General features: G+C 51.6%; 16 protein-coding genes. 5 read left to right on the top strand and 11 right to left on the bottom strand.

Annotation, left to right across the window (positions count from 1 at the left end; all coding sequences use genetic code 11):
- Positions 1–485 precede the first annotated feature (485 nt).
- The 7 genes from CX664_RS16675 to nrdA form a co-directional block, all read right to left on the bottom strand.
- Complete coding sequence (locus tag CX664_RS16675; protein ID WP_146000072.1) at positions 486–746, bottom strand: hypothetical protein; 261 nt, start codon at positions 744–746, stop codon at positions 486–488.
- A gap of 214 nt (positions 747–960) precedes the next feature.
- The gene (gene pyrI, locus CX664_RS16670; RefSeq protein WP_101747838.1) at positions 961–1,419 is read right to left on the bottom strand and encodes an aspartate carbamoyltransferase regulatory subunit; all 459 of its coding nucleotides are present in this window, start codon (positions 1,417–1,419) and stop codon (positions 961–963) included.
- A gap of 10 nt (positions 1,420–1,429) precedes the next feature.
- Positions 1,430–2,362 carry an aspartate carbamoyltransferase gene (pyrB, locus tag CX664_RS16665; RefSeq protein WP_101747837.1) on the bottom strand — a complete coding sequence of 311 codons (933 nt, stop codon included), beginning with the start codon at positions 2,360–2,362 and terminating at the stop codon, positions 1,430–1,432.
- Positions 2,363–2,724: 362 nt separating this feature from the next.
- Entirely contained in the window at positions 2,725–3,882 is a 1,158-nt protein-coding gene (locus CX664_RS16660) for a hypothetical protein (protein WP_101747836.1), read from the bottom strand.
- Between the two features lie 340 nt (positions 3,883–4,222).
- Positions 4,223–4,507: a class I ribonucleotide reductase maintenance protein YfaE gene (yfaE, locus tag CX664_RS16655; protein WP_101747835.1), complete on the bottom strand. Its 285-nt coding sequence runs from the start codon at positions 4,505–4,507 to the stop codon at positions 4,223–4,225.
- 91 nt (positions 4,508–4,598) lie between these two features.
- On the bottom strand, positions 4,599–5,729 hold the full coding sequence (nrdB, locus tag CX664_RS16650) for a class Ia ribonucleoside-diphosphate reductase subunit beta (RefSeq protein WP_101747834.1): 1,131 nt from the start codon (positions 5,727–5,729) through the stop codon (positions 4,599–4,601).
- A 321-nt stretch (positions 5,730–6,050) separates the two neighbouring features.
- Positions 6,051–8,321 carry a class 1a ribonucleoside-diphosphate reductase subunit alpha gene (nrdA, locus tag CX664_RS16645; protein ID WP_101747833.1) on the bottom strand — a complete coding sequence of 757 codons (2,271 nt, stop codon included), beginning with the start codon at positions 8,319–8,321 and terminating at the stop codon, positions 6,051–6,053.
- Positions 8,322–9,139: 818 nt separating this feature from the next.
- Here nrdA and CX664_RS16630 point away from each other — a divergent pair.
- Positions 9,140–9,856 carry a winged helix-turn-helix domain-containing protein gene (locus CX664_RS16630; RefSeq protein WP_101747830.1) on the top strand — a complete coding sequence of 239 codons (717 nt, stop codon included), beginning with the start codon at positions 9,140–9,142 and terminating at the stop codon, positions 9,854–9,856.
- Positions 9,857–9,884: 28 nt separating this feature from the next.
- Positions 9,885–11,471, top strand: a complete 1,587-nt coding sequence (locus CX664_RS16625) for an ATP-binding protein (protein ID WP_101747829.1) — start codon at positions 9,885–9,887, stop codon at positions 11,469–11,471.
- Here the strand turns inward: CX664_RS16625 and CX664_RS16620 are convergent.
- A complete protein-coding gene (locus CX664_RS16620; protein WP_101747828.1) occupies positions 11,361–13,511 on the bottom strand; it encodes a MutS-related protein in 2,151 nt (716 codons plus the stop codon). The two genes, CX664_RS16625 and CX664_RS16620, sit on opposite strands and share 111 nt — an antisense overlap.
- Positions 13,512–13,903: 392 nt before the next feature.
- On the opposite strand from CX664_RS16620, the gene CX664_RS16615 reads away from it, so the two are divergent.
- A complete protein-coding gene (locus CX664_RS16615; RefSeq protein WP_101747827.1) occupies positions 13,904–14,299 on the top strand; it encodes an acyl-CoA thioesterase in 396 nt (131 codons plus the stop codon).
- Positions 14,300–14,341: 42 nt separating this feature from the next.
- Here the strand turns inward: CX664_RS16615 and CX664_RS16610 are convergent, their stop codons facing one another.
- Complete coding sequence (locus CX664_RS16610) at positions 14,342–14,935, bottom strand: HvfX family Cu-binding RiPP maturation protein (RefSeq protein ID WP_101747826.1); 594 nt, start codon at positions 14,933–14,935, stop codon at positions 14,342–14,344.
- Positions 14,936–15,097: 162 nt separating this feature from the next.
- Between CX664_RS16610 and CX664_RS16605 the strand changes: the two genes are divergently transcribed.
- Together CX664_RS16605 and CX664_RS16600 are read left to right on the top strand one after the other, a co-directional pair.
- Positions 15,098–15,634 carry an RNA polymerase sigma factor gene (locus CX664_RS16605; RefSeq protein ID WP_101747825.1) on the top strand — a complete coding sequence of 179 codons (537 nt, stop codon included), beginning with the start codon at positions 15,098–15,100 and terminating at the stop codon, positions 15,632–15,634.
- A complete protein-coding gene (locus CX664_RS16600) occupies positions 15,628–15,861 on the top strand; it encodes an anti-sigma factor family protein (RefSeq protein WP_101747824.1) in 234 nt (77 codons plus the stop codon). The genes CX664_RS16605 and CX664_RS16600 overlap by 7 nt, the downstream gene beginning before the upstream one ends.
- 252 nt (positions 15,862–16,113) lie before the next feature.
- On the opposite strand, the gene CX664_RS16595 is transcribed toward CX664_RS16600, so the two are convergent.
- Both CX664_RS16595 and CX664_RS16590 read right to left on the bottom strand, forming a co-directional pair.
- A complete protein-coding gene (locus CX664_RS16595) occupies positions 16,114–17,604 on the bottom strand; it encodes a CoA-acylating methylmalonate-semialdehyde dehydrogenase (protein ID WP_101747823.1) in 1,491 nt (496 codons plus the stop codon).
- Positions 17,605–17,670: 66 nt separating this feature from the next.
- Complete coding sequence (locus tag CX664_RS16590; protein WP_101747840.1) at positions 17,671–18,828, bottom strand: iron-containing alcohol dehydrogenase; 1,158 nt, start codon at positions 18,826–18,828, stop codon at positions 17,671–17,673.
- Between the last annotated feature and the right edge of the window lie 221 nt (positions 18,829–19,049).

Genomic DNA, 19,049 nt, shown 5'->3' with positions numbered 1-19,049 from the left:
AGGAGTGTTGTGCGGATGAGTCAACGTAATCCGGCGAGGTAGAGTTACCAGTGCCTGATCTATCCTGTTCTCGCAGAGATGGGCGAGGAAGAAGTTAGCTGGTTAATACCATGCCCACTTTACCTAGGAGCCTGTCGGACTTAAGACTGTCCTACTGCGGTTGCGATAAATTGGTCTAAAAATTCCTGCTTCTTCGTCAAATAGCCCCGCTATTCTCCTCAGAAGCAGAAATTTTTACCCTCAATTTCTCGCAATCCTCACTACGGACGCTTAAGTCCGACAGGCTCCTAGGGAGTGGGTACGGTAAAGCGTGAGAGCAACCTTGAGAGGATCTTCACGGTAAATGATATGGCGTATTATCGCGCCGATTTAATGGACAAATCAAACGAACTGTACGGATTCGCGCGAATCATGGGAATAGTGTCTTTCCACCAGGCAAATCCGGTGACGGCTAAATGGGATGCCGTGTGGTTAACACGGTCTGGTCAATCGTCCTCGAATTTTCCCCACTCGCCAGATGGCTCATCATCCGCTCGCTTGCCCAGCCACAATTGTTCAGACTTGCCTTTCTTGGACACTTTTCTTTTTTTCCTTTCCAGCCACTGCTTGTTAAGAACCATCATCAAGCCAGGATCAGGCACTGGTCGTACCGTGAGGTTTTTGAACAAGGCGGTGAAAAAGCTGACTTCTTCAGCAAATTTCTGGTTCTTTTCCCCAACAGATTCCACCCTTACAGGGTCTGGCATGCAGCGATTACCGATAAAATTAGATATTGGACAAGAACTCATAGTTGTTACCCACCATCTGACTGAAAATTAAATAATAGGTAGAGATGCCGTCTTTGGAAGTTAGACATTGGTGGGAATGGAAGGATTTTATTTTCTATTTCAATCAGTTGTTTGATCAGGCTGGAAATAGAGGGCGCTCTTTATCCGCCACTGAACGCCCTCTTTCTTGCCGTTATCTCAGCTCTGCCACAATTTCCTTACTGAAGGATTTTTCGCAATAGTGGCACTTCAACTGGATATCATGACTTTTCTGACGCAGGTAGAAATAGCTTGCCACCGGTTCATTATGCGTAATGCAGTTAGAGTTGGGGCAGGCGAACGCGGCTCTCAGCGTTTTCGGAATGGCCATGGTGAACTTATCCACCACCCGGTAATCATCAATCACGTTGATGGTTGCGCTGGGTGCGAACAGTGCCAGTTCATTGGCCTCCTGTTCAGTAAACATCCGTCCCTCGACTTTTATAATATCTTTGAAGCCCCGGGCTTTACTGGGCAAATTAAAGCCCACGGTAATGCGTGCTTCACTGTTCAGCAGATGAAGACGGTCGAGGATTTTTACCCCCTGTCCCGCCGGAATATGGTCGATGACAGTGCCCTGGCAGATGGCTTCAACCTGAAGTTTGTTACTCATCGATCACTCCTCACATCTGGTCATCAAAGGATTCATTGAGAATCAGGGCCAACAGCGCCTGACGGGCAAATACCCCGTTTCGGGCCTGTTCAAAGTAATAGGCATGGGGGGTTTGATCGACTTCAACGGCTATCTCATCAACCCTTGGCAACGGGTGCAGTACTTTCAGGTGTGCAGGTGCCTGTTTCAGGGTTTCATTGGTCAGTACATAGTTTGAGGCGATGTGCTTATACTCGGTTTCATCGAATCGCTCTTTCTGAACCCGGGTCATGTAGATGATATCTGTATCGGCAACCACTTCCTCGATGCTTTCTGCCCGACGCCAACGGATGCCTTTTTCATCCAGTTCCTGCAGGATGTAGTCCGGCATTGCCAGTGCATCCGGGGCAATAAAATTAAATTCTGCGTTAAAGTGGGTCAGGGCCTGAGCCAGGGAGTGGACCGTCCGGCCATATTTCAGGTCACCGACAAAGGTGACTTTCAGGTTATCCAGTCGACCCTGGCACTCGCGAATACTAAACAGGTCCAGCAGGGTTTGGGTTGGGTGCTGGTTGGAGCCGTCGCCGCCATTGATAATGGGGACGCTGGAGAATTCCGAGGCCAGCCGGGCAGCACCTTCCTGAGGGTGGCGCATCACCACCGCATCGGTATAGGAGCTGATGATTTTGATGGAGTCCGCGAGGGTTTCCCCTTTTTTGGCAGAGGTGTTGCCACCGTCGGCAAAACCAATCAGGGTGCCGCCTAACCTCTGAACGGCTGTTTCAAACGAGAGGCGTGTGCGGGTGGATGCCTCAAAAAAACAGCTGGCAATCACTTTGCCCTGCAATAGACCGGGACGTGGCGTGTGTTTGAGTTCAGCAGCCACTGCAAGAATCTGTTCCATATCTTCCCGGGTAAGGTCGGCTATGGAGATAATGTTCCTGTTAAAGAACCTGTTTCCCATGGGGGTAATACCTGTCGCCTTTGGTCATTTTCAAGTCAAAAAAAAGCCCCTGGATCAAGGGGCTTTATTTTGCAATACAGATAAAGTGGTTAGCTCCAGTAATAAGGATTCTGCTTGTTCTTTTGATTGACTGACGGTTCATGTGCAGTGTCATCGAAACCTTATCCCGGGTGAGTGTCGTTCAGGTTAACTCTTTTTGGTCAATCAGTCAGCTTCTTTGTTGGGTAAAAGCAGTCCGGTTGACAAATTGTCTGGCATTTTACACTTCAACTGTCGTTGGTCAAGGGATTTCAGTGTTCTGGCCAGGGGCGGCGGCCTGACCGGAGACTGGCCAGTCCCGCTCACGCTCTTGTCTGAAGAAATTACCAGGGGAGATCAAGCTTTAAATTTGCCTCAAATGCCCTTAGAACCGACTCTTTGGAGTGTAAGATCCAGATGCTGGTGACAAAGTTATAAAAGGTGTCCAGCCAGCTGTCATGATGGTTCAGCTGGTAGATATGTCGTATGTTGGGTTCAAGCCCGCTGGAAGGAATCTTCATCCCGGCAACCACCACCTTGTTCGGCGGCAGTTTCCATCGGGAGTATCGGCTGAGCGGGTTATAGTCCTGTCCATGAAGAAAGCTGCCTTCAACATAGGAGTGATGAATTCTGGCCAATCGGCTGTCGGGCATACCTGCCAACCAGCTTGGGTGAATACCGTAGCTGTTGAAAATGTAGGCTTGCTCAATGGTCTCGGATATTGACATGGCGGCCTGGGCAATAGCGCCGCTGAAGGAGTAACCGGTTATCTCCACTGAATGGTCCGGATACATGTCTTTCAGGGAATCAGCGAGATCGCTGATATCCTGCAGCTGTTTTACCGCAAGAGAGCAGGGAGAGCTGCCGGGGTGAGCGGGTTTTGATTGGGTAACCAGGCATTGGACAGCCTCATCGGACTTTTCACCGGCCAGGGCCATAACGATCTTGCTCTTGGTCTGGGCGTTAGATGAAGGATCTTCAGTCAGTTTAAATACCCTGACCTTGATATTCGAGTCCGGGATAGTGACCTGGCCGACTATCTGGTGGCGGGTCTGGCCAGATTTTCGTTTCTCCTCGGCGGTGCTGGTAAAATGGGGCTGCCATTGTTCAGGGATGGCTTCCGGATCCGCCACGAATAGAAAATGTCTGGAGCCCAGGTAAGAGAGCCTGAAAATAGCAAATATCTGTTTTTCCGGATCATCGGAGGTCAGGATTGCGTCCATTTCGGAAAAATAGCTCATCAAGGCATAGGGGTAACGCTCCAATAGCAGTTCAGTGGTGGCCCGGTAATCTACGGTTCTTTTTTTAACGGTTTGCTGTTGATCGTTTTCGTTGGATTCGGGCGTTTGTTCAGGCTCCATGCCGGAATTGGCGGGTGGCGGCGCAGTCCATTCAGCGGTGATGCCAGACGCCTGTGGCGTGGCGTCAGCAATAGCGAACAAACTGAGAATGCTCAGCAGTAAGGGGACTGCAATGAATAGGCGTATAGAGTTAGGGTGCATGGGCTTTCCTGACCAATATTGAAAACCAGAGGTTAATAAGTAGTTAACCAAATGAAATCATATTTTCTGACTAAGTGGGCAGCCACTCCCGGCAACTGCTCCTGCGTTGCTCTAGCTCCTGCATCCATGCAGTCGTGCGGCGTTACAACTCCGGTCACATAGCTAAGGCTATGCTCCCTTAGTTGTGCCTTGCATAGTGACTGCCCACTTAGCCAGAAATATACGATTCCATTTGGCCAACTACTTACCTATGACCAGAAAAAGAGGCTAACGTTCAAATTTAAAGGTGTGGAGGATTAATCAAAGTGTCTGATCCGCTGATGAGGGTGGAATAACAGGCTTATAAGTTGTGTTTCTTCATTTTGCACCCGCCCGGGATTTCAATGGTGACGTCACTGTTCAGCTGGCAGCAGCAGGTCAGTATTTTTCCTTCCGGAATAAAGGCGATGGGGTCGGTGGTATAGGTGACTTCACCATCAACAAGGGTGACCTGGCAGCTGCCACAAAACCCCTCACGGCATTGATACTCCATGTCGACGTTTTCCTGCTCAAGGGCTTCCAGAAGCGTCAGCTCTTTGCGGGGAATAAAGCTGAAGCCTTCAAGAATCTTAACAATATGAGCCATGGTGTTTCGCCTGTATCAGCCAGGCCTGAAACAGGCCGGGCTATGGGACGTTGGGTATTGGAACTGCTTACACTGTTTTTTAATGCAGGACTTATAACGAAAAGTTACTGAAATCTTCGGACTGCACTTCGCTGTCTATTTGTCCAACCAGGTAGGAGCTGACCTCCACCTCCTGAGGGGCAACCTGAACGTTGTCGCTGTTAAGCCAGCTGTTCATCCAGGGCAGAGGGTTCTGTTTGATGGCAAACGCCGGTTCAAAGCCGACGGCAACCATCCGCTGGTTGGTGATGTATTCAACGTACTGGCCAAGAATGTCCCGGTTCAGGCCAATCATGGAGCCATCACGGAACAGGTAGTCGGCCCAGTCTTTTTCCTGTTCTGCCGCATCGATAAAGATCTGTCTGGCCTGGTCTTTCAGCTCACGGGCAATCACTGCCATTTCCGGGTCATCTTTGCCATCGGCCAGCAGTTGCAGGATATGCTGGGTGCCGGTCAGGTGAAGAGCTTCATCGCGGGCGATCAATTTGATGATTTTGGCATTGCCTTCCATTGTGGAGCGCTCGGCAAAGGCAAAGCTGCAGGCAAAACTGACGTAAAAACGGATTGCTTCCAATACGTTTACAGACACCACAGTGAGGTAGAGCCTGCGCTTCAGGTCGGTGATGCTGATGATGATGTCTTCGCCGTTAACGGTGTGTTTACCTTCACCCAGCTGATGGTAAAGGCTGACACCTTCGATCAGGGCGTCATAGTAGCGGGTGATGTCCCTGGCGCGTTTGGTAATCGCCTCATTGGTCACGATATCGTCAAAGATACGGGCCGGTTCGGTGACGATATTGCGGATAATATGGGTATAGGAACGGGAGTGGATGGTCTCACTGAAGGCCCAGGTTTCGATCCAGGTTTCCAGCTCCGGCAGGGAAACAATGGGCAGCAGGGCAACGTTCGGTGAGCGGCCCTGCACCGAGTCCAGAAGGGTCTGGTATTTCAGGTTGCTGAGAAAGATGTGCCTTTCATGATCGGGAAGCGCGGCAAAGTCACGGCGATCGGTTGAGAGGTCCACCTCCTCAGGGCGCCAGAAAAAGGAGAGCTGCTTCTCAATCAGCTTCTCAAAGATCGGGTATTTCTGGACATCATAACGGGATACATTGACATTACGGCCAAAGAACATGGGCTCCTGAGTAGCATTGAAGTGTTCCCGGTTAAATGTGGTGTATGTCATTGTTCGATTTGCCCCAATTCAGTGGTTTCCGCGTATGGTTTACTGGCCTAGGAGGCTGTCCGAGAATAGACTGCCCTGCTGCGGTGGCAGCAAATTGGTCTAAAAATTCCGTTTTGTTCGGCAAATAGCTCGCTATTCACCTCACAAAACGGAATTTTTATCCTCAATTTTCTGCCATCCTCGCTACGGGGTCGCCCAGACGGGCGCTATTCTCGGACAGCCTCCTAGAGTGAAGCGAAGCGCGTTGTTTATCTATAAGCATTTGCGCTATAGACAGGATTGCTGTTCGCTATTGATCAATAGTTCTGACAGGGATGTTCATCAGATTTTGCAGGCTCCCCCTGCACAGTCATCATCCATGTCATTCTGAGCGTCAGCGGCACCATCACGGGTATTGTGATAATACAGTGTTTTTACGCCCAGTTTGTAAGCGGTCAGCAGGTCTTTCAGCAGCAGCTTCATCGGAACTTTGCCGCCTTCAAAGAGACCCGGATCATAGTTGGTGTTGGCTGAGATCGTCTGGTCGACAAATTTCTGCATGATGGCAACCAGCTGAAGGTAGCCATCGTTGTTCGGGATGTTCCAGAGCAATTCATAACGATCCTTAAGCTCGACGAAATCAGGAACAACCTGCTTGAGAATGCCATCTTTGCTGGCTTTGACGCTGACAAAGCCCCTGGGCGGCTCAATACCGTTGGTGGCGTTGCTGATCTGGGATGATGTCTCGGATGGCATCAGGGCGGTCAGTGTTGAATTGCGCAAGCCGAACGACTTGATCTCCTCACGCAAGCTTTCCCAGTCAAGGTGCAGGGACTCTTCACAAACCGTATCAAGGTCACGTTTGTAGGTATCGATAGGTAAGATACCTTTGGCATACGTGGTCTCATTGAATTTGGAGCAGGTGCCTTTCTCTCTGGCCAGCTTGTTTGATGCTTTCAACAGGTAGTATTGAATGGCCTCAAAGGTACGGTGGGTCAGGCCATTGGCGGAGCCATCCGAATAACGGACATTGTTTTTGGCCAGGTAGTTGGCGAAGTTAATCACCCCGACACCCAGGGGACGCCGTCCCATGGTCGAGTTGTAAGCCGCAGGAACCGGGTAGTCCTGGTAGTCCAGCAGGCTGTCGAGGGCACGCACAATCAGTTCCGACAACTCTTCCAGTTCTGCCAGATCCTTCAGGGTTCCCAGGTTAAATGCGGCCAGGGTGCACAGGGCAATCTCGCCCTCTTCGTCATGGATATGATCCAGGGGTTTGGTGGGCAGGGCAATTTCCAGGCACAGGTTACTCTGGCGAACCGGGGCCACTGCCGGATCAAATGGGCTGTGGGTATTGCAGTGATCGACATTTTGCAGGTAGATCCGCCCGGTACTGGCCCGCTCGGAGGCAAACAGTGAAAAGAGTTCAATCGCCTTCAGCGTGGTCTTACGGATGCTGCTGTCCTGCTCATATTGCTTGTAGAGCCTTTCAAACGCTTCCTGGTCAGCAAAGAACGCATCATACAGTCCCGGCACATCGCTGGGTGAAAAGAGGGTGATATTACCGCCTTCGATCAGGCGCTGGTACATGAGCTTGTTAAACTGCACGCCATAGTCCAGGTGGCGAACGCGGTTATCATCCACCCCCCGGTTGTTTTTCAGAACCAGCAGGTTTTCAACTTCCAGGTGCCAGATCGGGTAGAAGAGGCTCGCTGCGCCACCGCGAACGCCACCTTGAGAGCACGATTTTACGGCCGTCTGGAAGTGCTTGTAGAAAGGGATACAACCGGTATGGAAGGCTTCTCCCCTGCGGATCGGGCTGCCCAGGGCGCGAATATTACCGGCGTTGATACCAATCCCCGCCCGCTGGCTGACGTATTTAACAATAGCGCTGGACGTGGCATTGATGGAATCCAGTGAGTCACCGCACTCAATCAGTACGCAAGAGCTGAACTGACGGGTAGGTGTACGTACCCCGGACATGATCGGGGTGGGCAGAGAGAGTCTGAAGGTGGACACCGCATGGTAGAAACGCTCAATGAAATCCAGGCGAGTCTCTTTCGGGTATTGTGCAAACAGGCAGGCACCAATGAGCATGTACAGAATCTGGGGGCTCTCGTAGTACTCGCCGGTTACCCGGTTCTGCACCAGGTATTTGCCCTCAAGTTGCTTGACCGCCGCATAGCTGAAGTTCATATCCCGGCTGTGATCAATAAAGCGTTCCATCTGATCAAGCTCAGCTTCACTGTAGTCCGTCAGGAGATGCTGGTCATACTTCTTCATCTCCACCAGTTTGACCACATGGCTATACAGTCCGGGCGGTTCAAACTGGCCGTAGGCCTTTTTTCGCAGGTGGAAGATGGCCAGGCGGGCAGCCAGATACTGATAGTCCGGAGCCTGGGCCGAAATCAGGTCGGCAGCGGATTTGATCAGTGTTTCATGGATATCCGTGGTCTTGATGCCATCGTAGAACTGTATGTGAGACTTAAGTTCAACTTCAGAAACGGAGACGTTGTCCAGGCCCTCGGCTGCCCAGGTAATCACTTTATGGATCTTCTCAAGATCCAGTTGTTCCTTGTCTCCGTCACGCTTGGTGACCAGGATATTTTTATTCATTCAGCCCTTACCTGTGTATTCAATGAACACGCTTGATCAAGCGCGGCTATCAATGACCTTGCAGCACGCTTCATGGCCCGGTCAGGCCAGCAGACAGTATTACTGCACGTGCTGTCCATCACTGTCTTATCGCCAGCCACTGTACACTGCGGTGGCTGTGAGACTATGAATCTGTCCGGGATATACCTGATGAGTCAGATCCCCGCCTCTGCGAGACAGGCTGTAGCGGCGGAACCGCGAGGCCGCGCAGCTGACAATCTGTATAAGCATTCTTCCCTGATTACCGTCCGCTCTTCCGTTATGTGCTGCTGCCAACAGTAAATCCGCTGTTTGGCTGGACTGTTGCCTGAGGCATTTCCGGTATGCCGGGTTGCTCAGGCGACAAAGTATTACTCAGCAGCGAGGGATACCATATATAGTGTAGCGGCCGTTTATCTACACAAGATAATGCGCAGTCGGGAGAAATTCAAGCCGATAAAACCGGGGGAGTGCTGTGGATAAGATGTGGATTTCTTTCGGTGTTGGTGCCCACTAACTCCCGGGTAACTTTTTCAGACAGAACGAGAAATTTGCAAGCTCAAGATGGGATTTTGTCAAAATAAAAAAATATTCTGAGTCCGCTTCGGAGAAAAAACTCATGAATACTTTGGCTTCCGGACGTTGATTCAGAAATGTTTGGGCCTGCTCCGGTTCCGGGGAGGACGTTCGGTCGTCGGTAGTGTAACATCTACGGCCCATAAACCATTAGATTGCCAGTGAAATGCCGGTTTTTTGCCGCTTTCAATATTTCGTCTCTTAAACCCCCGGGGTGTAAAACAATGGCTTTGGATAATGCAGAAACGGGTCGCATCCTGATTGTTGAGGATGATGAGCGTCTGGCAACCCTGACCCGTGAGTATCTTGAAAATAATGGCCTTCAGGTGTCGGTGGAAGGTGATGGTGGTAAGGCCGTTGAACGTATTTTGAGTGAGCGCCCCGATCTGGTGGTACTGGATCTGATGCTACCGGGAGAAGATGGGGTGTCCATCTGTCGCCGGGTGCGAGGCCAGTATCATGGTCAGATACTGATGCTGACCGCCCGTACCGATGACCTTGATGAAGTGCTGGGGCTGGAAATGGGCGCGGATGATTATGTTGCCAAACCGGTTCGCCCAAGAGTACTGCTTGCCCGTATAAGAGCCCTGCTGAGAAGGGGCACGGCACCGGTAGAAGACGAGCCGGAAGTGCAGAATAGCCTTCGCTTTGGCGCGCTGGTGGTTGATAACTCCATGCGTGAGGCCTGGCTGGATGACCAGAGCGTCGACCTCACCAGTGCTGAGTTTGATCTGCTCTGGCTGCTCTGTTCAAATGCTGGCCGGGTGTTGAGCCGGGAAGAGATCTTTGCCCAGTTGCGCGGGATTGAATACGACGGTCAGGACCGTTCCATTGATGTCAGGGTTTCACGCATTCGCCCCAAAATTGGCGACGACCCGATGCACCCTCGTCTGATCAAGACGGTGCGCAGTAAAGGGTATCTTTTTGTCAAGAGCATGTGAACAATGAGTAAGTTGCTGGCATAGCGTCATGAGCAGTATTTTTCTTCGTATCTATGGCGGCCTGCTGTTTTCCCTGGTTCTGGTCTCCGTGCTGTCTGGCATAGTGGTCACTATTGTCCATGGTGTTCGATTGGCCGAGTACCGGGAAGATATGGCCCAAGGGACCTTCCGTCTCGTCTCTGAAGTACTGGCCGCCATGCCAGAAGAGCAGCGACATAAATGGCTGGGAGAGTGGGGACATAAACTGTCGATTCCTTTTTCAATGTTGCCTTTGGAGCGATCCGACTTCACCCCTAAAGAGATTGAGCAGCTCTCTTTAGGGGGGATTGATGTTCAGATGCTGACGGAAAAGGCCGCCGTTATTACCGCCTTAATTGATGACCGGTGGTTGTTGCAGGGACGGGTAGCCGAGATATCAGAACAAATGGCAAGTGGTACCATTGTTTTTCTCAGACACCTGCTCAGCCATTACTCTGCGGATGAGCGAGTGACGGTATTGGCTCAGAGATCCGGAGAATCGCTGAGCTTTCCTGTGTCCATTGTCCACTCCGCTGCGTCGTTAACGCCCCTGCAAAACACCCAGTTGCAGCAGGGCAGTATTGTGACTGTGTTGAACATCAGAGATGAATCGCTCCAGCTCTATGCCCAGATGAAGGACAGTGATCAGATACTCCATCTTGGCCCATTGAAATTACTGAACCCTTATCCTTTTAAACTGATCCTGACCCTGGGGCTGTTCGTCTTGATCTCTCTGAGCCTTGCCATCTATATCCTGGTCAGGGGAATGGAGAAGCGGCTGCGAAAACTGGAAAGAGCGGCGACACGCTTAAGCCGGGGAGACTTTGAGGTACGGGTTAATGTTGGCGGGGCGGATTCCATTGGTCGTCTGGCCATGGCATTTAATGCCATGGCCGACCATATTCAGCGTCTGCTGAGTCTGCAAAAAGAGATGATTCGTGGCGTATCCCACGAATTAAGGACCCCCGTAGCAAGGTTGCGTTTTGGCCTCGATCTGATTGCCGATGCCAGAACACAGGAAGCGCGGGAGGCCCAGCTGGAGGGCATGGACCAGGACATCCAGGAACTGGATCATCTGGTGGATGAGTTTCTGACCTATGCCAACCTGGAACAGGGAACCCCGACCCTCCGTTTGAAACGTCATGACGTTGATAAAGTAGTGGCCCAGGTGGTTGGTGAGCATCTCAGATTACAGAACCGGGTGGAGATAGAGCATATTCCCTGCAATGTGTTAAACCCCAGGCGGTTCGTAGAAATTGACCGTCGCTATATTCATCGGGCGATACAGAACCTGGTAGGCAATGCCTGTCGCTATGCGGACAGTAAAGTTCAGGTGCGTTTTTCATCCACCCAGGACACTTGTCGTATTGATGTGGATGATGACGGGGCCGGGATTCCGGAAGAGCAGTGGGAACGGGTATTTTCTGCTTTTTCCCGACTGGACGACAGCAGAACACGCAAGTCAGGAGGCTACGGTCTGGGGCTCTCAATCGTCCGGCGGATTATGTACTGGCATGGGGGGCGGGCGCTGGTCAGTCACAGTCCCCTGGGGGGAGCCCGGTTCAGTCTGGTCTGGCCCAGGAAGCAGAGGCATTAAAGTTTCTGATGTTCCCGGGAACGTCTCCCCGGGAACATCAAGAAGATCTTGAAGAATTTCAAGAAAGTCCTCCTGGATGCCTTCCTCTTTGAGAATATGGAAGGCAACGTTCTGGGTTGAGAAGCCGGGTTTCAGGACATAATCGTAGTGCAGGCGGCCTTCACTGTTGATCTCAGCGCTGACATGAAGATTTTGAAACCTGTCCGGGAACTGATCAGCGAGTGAGGTCAGCCGGGCATAGTGGGTAGAAGAAATGCTGATCGTCCCGGGTAAATCGCCAATCGATTTTATATAGGCGAGTGCACCGATCTCTCCTTCTTTTGGGCTGGTATTGCTGAAAATTTCATCCAGAAAGGCAATGCTGAACTGGCCCGCCTCCAGAGAGCGCAATTTCTGTAACAGCGTGATTGCCCGTTTTGATTCTGCGCTGAAACTGGAAACGCCAGTAATCATTTCCGGTTCAATGACCCTATGGGTATGGATAAAGGAAAACGGGGTTAGTTTGATGGATTCAGCCGGGGATATGCCCAGAGTCTGTGCCATGATGATGTTAATTGCTGCAGCATTCATGGCATTGGACTTTCCTGCTGCATTAGGGCCTGTGATAATGATATTGGCCGGTGCTATGGCGTGGCTGGCGGCAAGGTCACTGGAAACCGCAATGACAGGGGAGAGCAGAGGGTTCCAGAAGCCCTGAAGCTCAATACCCGGTTGCTCTGAAACTTGATATTGTGCAAAACACAACGGATTATTTTCCCGGTAAGAAGACGACCGCAGCAGCTTGGCAACGGTCAGCCAGGCATCAATCTCACCGGTGGCCTGCATAATCCTGATCAGTGGGATGTGGTTTCGGCGCAGCAGCATCAGGCTTCTTTTGTAGCGTCCCATGTTGGTTGCCAGATAGGCGAGTGTGTCGGGGGTTTTCTCCGGCGCATCGTTTAACAGTGTGGCTATCTCCTGAATCTGGGTGGAATTGCGAAATTTCAGGAAGCCGCTGTAATGGTCCAGAATATCCTCAAGGGCTGGGTGATGCCGGGCCAGTTGCTTTAGTTCTCTGGCACTGGCCAGTGCTCTTCCGGGTCTGCGGCTGCGCTCCATAACAAACGTGTAAGCGGCCCGATTATCCTGAAAGAGCCAGTATGATTGATAAATGGCGATCATTTGCAGTACCGCAAAGCTGCCGAAGGTAAAAATTTTGACCGGTGGTGGAAGCCCCTGAAAGTGATCGTGCATTTCAGAGATGACCAGGTTCATATTGGCTGGCAGGTTGATGGCGGAATTGAGAAGCCCATGAATAATCCCGTATTGCGAGTCAAACTTGCCAAGCAGCGTGGACCCGATCAGGCCAATAGGCACATTCAATGCACTCATAACACTAATGATGTCGTTTAATCGGCGGGCAATCTCTTCATAGAAGGCATCGGAGGTGAGCCCCGGAATGTATGTCTGGTAATCAATCTCATCAAAATGGGGGCTGTTCACGGCATCAGAAGGGTCGAGCAGGGCAATGAGTCCATCTTCATCCGCGGCATAGCGGATCAGTTGCTCCTCTATTTGAAAGATGACTTTGGGGTGATCCAACAAGTATTGAAGTGCGTTTTGGCGTTTTTCAAGAACCTCTATATCCGTAATGGGGGATATCAGCAGGTTGGCCAACATGATTTCACCAGCGACCGTCATCGGAGAGCCTAAATTGCTGAGCAGGCTATGTTCGGGGTTTTGTGCGGTGCCACTGAGAATATGCAGATCTTTAACAGCATGATGGGTCATTATCTCGTTGCCCGTTTTATGAGTCCGGGAAAAATTTTGCAAAAGAATGCTGCGTCTTTCTCCCGGGGACAGAAGAATTTCAGGTAACTCCTGTTTCTGGTTACGTGAGTTTATGGCGTTTTTGTATTTATCTGCGGAGTGGATTTTTGCCAGGTGATCATGTATCAGCTGATAAGTGTTGGTGATCTCCATGCCTCCGTCAGCGTTAAGACTTGTGGTAATGGTTGTGATTAACAGGAATATTAAATAATCGGTGGCTCTTGATTTCATTGGGTATTTTCGATGGACAGTTTTTATTTTTTAACATTTCATGTTGCACATCAGAGGCCTTTGGGTAAGCAGGGTTACAATCCCGGTTTTTTAAGGCCAATGAGCGGATTTATTGTCAATTGAGCAACCAATATCCCCGTAAGCTTGTGTAAAAATAGATGAGAAGCCATAGTCTCGCCATACACTGATGGTGTGATCCATTTCAAGCTAAGTAGTTAACCAAATGAAATCATATATTTCTGACTAAGTTGTCAGTCACTCTGCGGCGTTGCAACTCCGGTCACATAGCTACGGCTATGCTCCCTACGTTGCGCCTTGCATAGTAACTGCCCACTTAGCCAGAAATATACGATTCCATTTGGCCAACTACTTATTGATCGAGAGAGTAAAGCATGCCATTTCGTCTGGAGATGAAGGTTCGCGACTATGAGTGCGACCTGCAGGGCATCGTCAACAACAGTGTCTATTTCAATTATCTGGAGCATGCACGGCATGAGTTTCTGCACGCTAACGCTATCGACTTTGCCAGGCTGGCCGCAGAGAAAATTCATCTGGTGGTGTTGAGATGTGAGATGGATTACAAAATGTCGCTGGTACCCGGGGACGAGTTTTATGTAGAAGTAGAACCCGTGCGACTTTCCAAACTGAAATTTGGTTTTAAACAGAAAATCTTCCGGAAACGGGATAACAGGCTGGCCATCGATGCGCTGGTTATTGGTACATCAGTAAACGCTAAAGGGCGGCCTTTTCTATCAGAAGGCATTGACCGGGTATTTCCACTGGTATGACAAAGGATAAAAACGTCAGCGCTTGTCTGACGTTTCTGATCGTTATCTGTTCAGCAGTTTCCTTCCGGCAAAATAATCCAGACTGACATAACGTCCGGCTCCCTGGAAAACCAGCACCAGCAACATCACCAGATAGATGGCGGCAAACTCAATGCCATTATTCAGAATCACCGGCTTGCCAAACTCGGTAATATAGTGGTAGCGGCCGGGATGGTTTGACTTCAGCCAGCCCAGAAACCCATTCAGTCTTTGGGTGGCTTCAGCGGCGTGTTCATTGGCAGCAAAGCTGCCAGGATCAGCAATGGCCTGCCAGCCATGGGGCCAGTGCACTGCGAAAATAGCCACCAGCATGGTGATGATCAATGGGACTGAAATCAACCGAATGCCCAGGCCGGCCACCAGTAACACAGCGCCGATAATCTCTGTCCAGGTCGCCAGTGCTGCCATCAGCCAGGGGAAGGGGAGGGCCAGTCCTTGCTCAAACCACATCACAATATCGTCAAAGTGCGCCAGTTTGTTGGTGCCGGCAATCCAGAAGACGGGGGCAAGGTACAGGCGCAGGGCCAGCAACGGAAGCCCATCAGCGTGATGGAGGTAACCTGCTGTTTTTTGGTAGAGTGACAGGATCTTATTCATGGCTGATTTCCTGGATGTTCTTATTGAGTTATTCACTCAACGTTTCAGCCGTGGGATTGTTACAGTGTGCAGGTCATTTTTTCATTCCGGGTTTGTAACGATATGGACGATGAAGCGTTAATAATAAAACAGGCACAAAATGGTGATTAGCAGGCGTTTACAGTGCTGGTGAAGCATTACTATCGCTTGATGCGCTTCGTTGCCCTGCCGATTGTGGGCGAAAGTGATGCCGATGAGATTGTCCAGGAAGCCTGGTTGACGGTGCATCAGAAACTGCCTCAATGGCAGCCCAGGGGCAGTTTCAAGGGGTGGTTGCTGACCATTACCGCCAATGAAGCCCGTTCCCGCTATCGTCGGCAGAAACGTGAGCTGCTGTCCGATGCCCCGGAAGAAGCGCCGCTGGCCCATCGTTTTAAAGAAGATGGCCATTGGCAGTCGCCGCCTTCCAACTGGCACATTGATGGGCCGGGGGCGCTTTTGGAGCAACGGGAACTGATGGACTGCCTGAACCACAAGATCACCACGTTGCCTGAGAAACAACGTCTGGTGTTTGGCTTGAAAGATCTCAGCCAGATGTCACTGGACGATATTTCCGGTTTTATCGGTGAGTCCGCAGCCAATGTCAGGGTTCTGCTGCATCGGGCGCGGGCAACGCTGTATTCCGGTATTGAACAGTTTCAGGAGACAGGCCGATGTTGAAATGTCGGGATATCGAGCAAATGGCGGGTCAGCTTCAGGATGACGAGCTGAACTGGCGACAGCGTCTGAGTATGCGAATGCATTTGATCATGTGCCACCATTGCCGACGTTTTCTCAAACAGTTTGCCGCCATTAAAAAACTGGCAGAGCACTCTGTCAGTGAACCAGCGTCTGATGATGAAGTGAAGTCGGTCATGGATAAAATTAACGGTTCGCCCAAGGGGTAGAGTGCCCCTGGGTTTTTTAGTCAAAGGTATAACTGTCAAATCTTGCCTTTGGGTCAAAACTTCCTCTTAGCAACATTTGTCGTTTACCAGGATCCATCAGCAGTCATTGCCAATCCTGCATGTCAAATTTTTGCCCGTGATAGGCAGGCTATATAATCCAAAACACCAAAAAGCCAGCCCACCGGTTAAATGGGCTGGCCCGATCAAAACAACGCTCAGGTTTGGGTGTTGCAGTGCCAACCGATCGATCAATCAGGTCGGCATGGAGAAGCTTACGCCTTCGCGCACACTGGCAGAAGGCCAGCGTTTGGTGATGGTCTTGCGCTTGGTGTAGAAGCGTACGCCATCCGGACCGTAGGCGTGCAGGTCACCGAACAGGGAGCGCTTCCAGCCGCCGAAGCTGTGATAAGCCACTGGCACTGGCAGAGGTACATTAATTCCCACCATACCTACCTGGACGTGATCGGAGAAGTATCGTGCTGCTTCGCCGTCACGGGTGAAGATACAGGTGCCGTTGCCGTACTCATGGTCATTGATCAGTTTCATTGCCTGTTCCATCGTGTCGACGCGAATTACCTGCAGTACCGGACCGAAGATCTCCTGGCGGTAGCTTTCCATTTCTGGAGTCACCTGGTCGATCAGCGTACCACCGACGAAGAAACCGTTTTTGTAATCCGGTACTTCAGGGTTGCGGCCGTCCACAACGATTTTGGCACCATCAGCCTCTGCACTGTCAATAAAACCCACTACCTTATCGCGGTGAGCACCGGTGATAAGTGGACCGAAGTCGTTGCTGCTCTCACTGTGGACACCGACCTTCAGGCTGGCCATGGCAGCTTTCATTTTAGAAATCAGAGCGTCGGCAGTAGTGTCACCTACCGCAACGGCTACGGACAGAGCCATGCAGCGCTCACCGGAGGAGCCGAAAGCAGCGCCAACCAGCTGGTTGACCGCGTTGTCCAGGTCAGCATCAGGCATTATGATGGCATGGTTTTTGGCGCCACCCAGAGCCTGGCAGCGCTTACCATTGGCGTTGGCCGTGGTGTAGATGTATTCGGCAATAGGAGTAGAGCCAACGAAGCTTACGGCCTTGATTCGCTCGTCGCTCAGCAGTGTATCTACTGCTTCCTTATCACCGTTGACCACGTTGAGCACGCCATCAGGCAGGCCAGCTTCCTGCAGCAGCTGAGCGATGAGCAGAGTGGAGCTTGGGTCGCGCTCCGAAGGCTTGAGTATGAAGGGGTTACCACAGGCGATGGCCATTGGGAACATCCACATGGGTACCATTACCGGGAAGTTGAATGGTGTAATACCAGCTACCACGCCCAGTGGCTGGAATTCGCTCCAGGAGTCAATGCCAGGACCGGCATTGCGGCTGTGCTCGCCCTTGAGCAGCTCAGGAATGCCGCAGGCATACTCAACATTTTCGATGCCGCGCTGCAGCTCACCCATGGCGTCGTGAGAGATCTTGCCGTGCTCTTCACCGATGAGTCTGCAGATCTCATCAGCGTTGGCTTCCAGCAGTTCTTTGTACTTGAACATGATGCGAGCACGCTTCATTGGCGGAGTGTTGCGCCATGCAGGGTAGGCAGCTTCAGCAGCGGCAATGGCATCTTCCACCGTTTCCCTGGAAGCAAGCAGGACTTCTTTTTCAGGAACACCAGTGGCGGGGTTGTAGACCGCTTGCTTACGAGCGCCTTCGGTAACAACCTTGCCATTGATTAGATGTCCGATAGTACTCATCGTATTTCCTCTGGGATGGATGTGAGCGACCCCGAGGGAGCCGCCGGTGATTAATTCGCTAATGCATTACAGAAGCTGGCGATAAATCTCGACGATCTGCTCGCTGCTGGGTACTCGCGGATTGTTATTGGGGGAACCTGAAGCCAGGGCCTGCTCAGCCATGGTTGGTGCCATGTTAAGGAAGGTGTCACGATCGATACCGAACTGCTCCGGAGACGGCACTTTGAGCTCGTCGTTCAGGGCGTGCAATTCGTCCAGCAGTTTCTGGTTGGCGGCATCGTCGCTGTCAGAAGCGTCGGCGACTCCCATAGCGCGGGCGCAATCGGCGTAGCGTTCTGGCGCTTCAGGGATGGAGAACGCGGTAACAGCTGGCAATAGCATAGCGTTGGACAGTCCGTGGGGAACATGGAATGCGGCACCAATAGGACGACTCATGCCGTGCACCAACGCCACGGAGGCATTACAAAAAGCGACACCGGCGAGGGTGGAGCCCAGCATCATCGCTTCGCGAGCCTGCTTGTCGGATCCGTTGTGGTACGCCTGGCGTATGTTTGGCCCCAGCAGTTTGATCGCCGACAGAGCCTGGCTGTTACTGTACGGGTTGGCCTTCTTGCTGACATAAGCCTCAATGGCGTGAGTCAGGGCGTCGATACCAGTATCGGCGGTGACCCGGGCTGGCAGGCTCAGGGTCAGGCTGTAATCCACCAGCGCCGCTACAGGCATAAAGCCAACACCGACACAGAGCATCTTCTCATCACTGGTTTCATCAGTGATGATGGTGAACTTGGTCACCTCGGAACCGGTGCCGGCGGTGGTAGGAACGGCGATAATCGGCAGCCCGGATTCATTCACCACACGGGGGAACTTATATTCCTGCATGGTGCCGCCGTGTTTGCCGAGAATGGCGATCGCCTTGGCGCTATCGATGGGGCTACCGCCCCCCAGGGCGATAATGCTGTCATAGTCGCCCTCGCGCACCTTGTTGACACCGGCCTGAATAGAGGCAACGGTGGGCTCTGGCACAGTGTCATCAAAGACGTCAGCTGTCATGGAACTGTTAGATAGAGCGTCCTGGATACTGCCTGCATAACCCAGCTCCACCATCACTTTGTCGGTGATGATCAGTGGGCGTTTGCAGCCCAGGCTTGCCAGCACGTTGGAAACTTCCAGGCTGGCACCTTCACCCACCTGCATGATGCGTGGAAGAATCACTTGAGTAGACATGTCGACTCCGAAATTTGGGGTGATCACGGACAGCGGTGCCTCCAGGCTTAAAGTGCCCACAGAAAACCCCTTGATTGAGTGAGGCCCGCTGCCGTTCGGTAGCGGTGCCGATCAGTGTCTGAACTAGGAGGCTGTCCGAGAATAGACTGCCCTACGCGGCAACTGCTCCTGCGTTGCTCTAGCTCCTGCATCCATGCAGTCGTGCGGTTGCGATAAATTGG

Source organism: Endozoicomonas acroporae, from assembly GCF_002864045.1.
Classification (GTDB): domain Bacteria; phylum Pseudomonadota; class Gammaproteobacteria; order Pseudomonadales; family Endozoicomonadaceae; genus Endozoicomonas; species Endozoicomonas acroporae.
The sequence above is the reverse complement of the archived record's forward strand: the minus strand, read 5'-3'. Positions and strand labels throughout refer to the sequence as shown.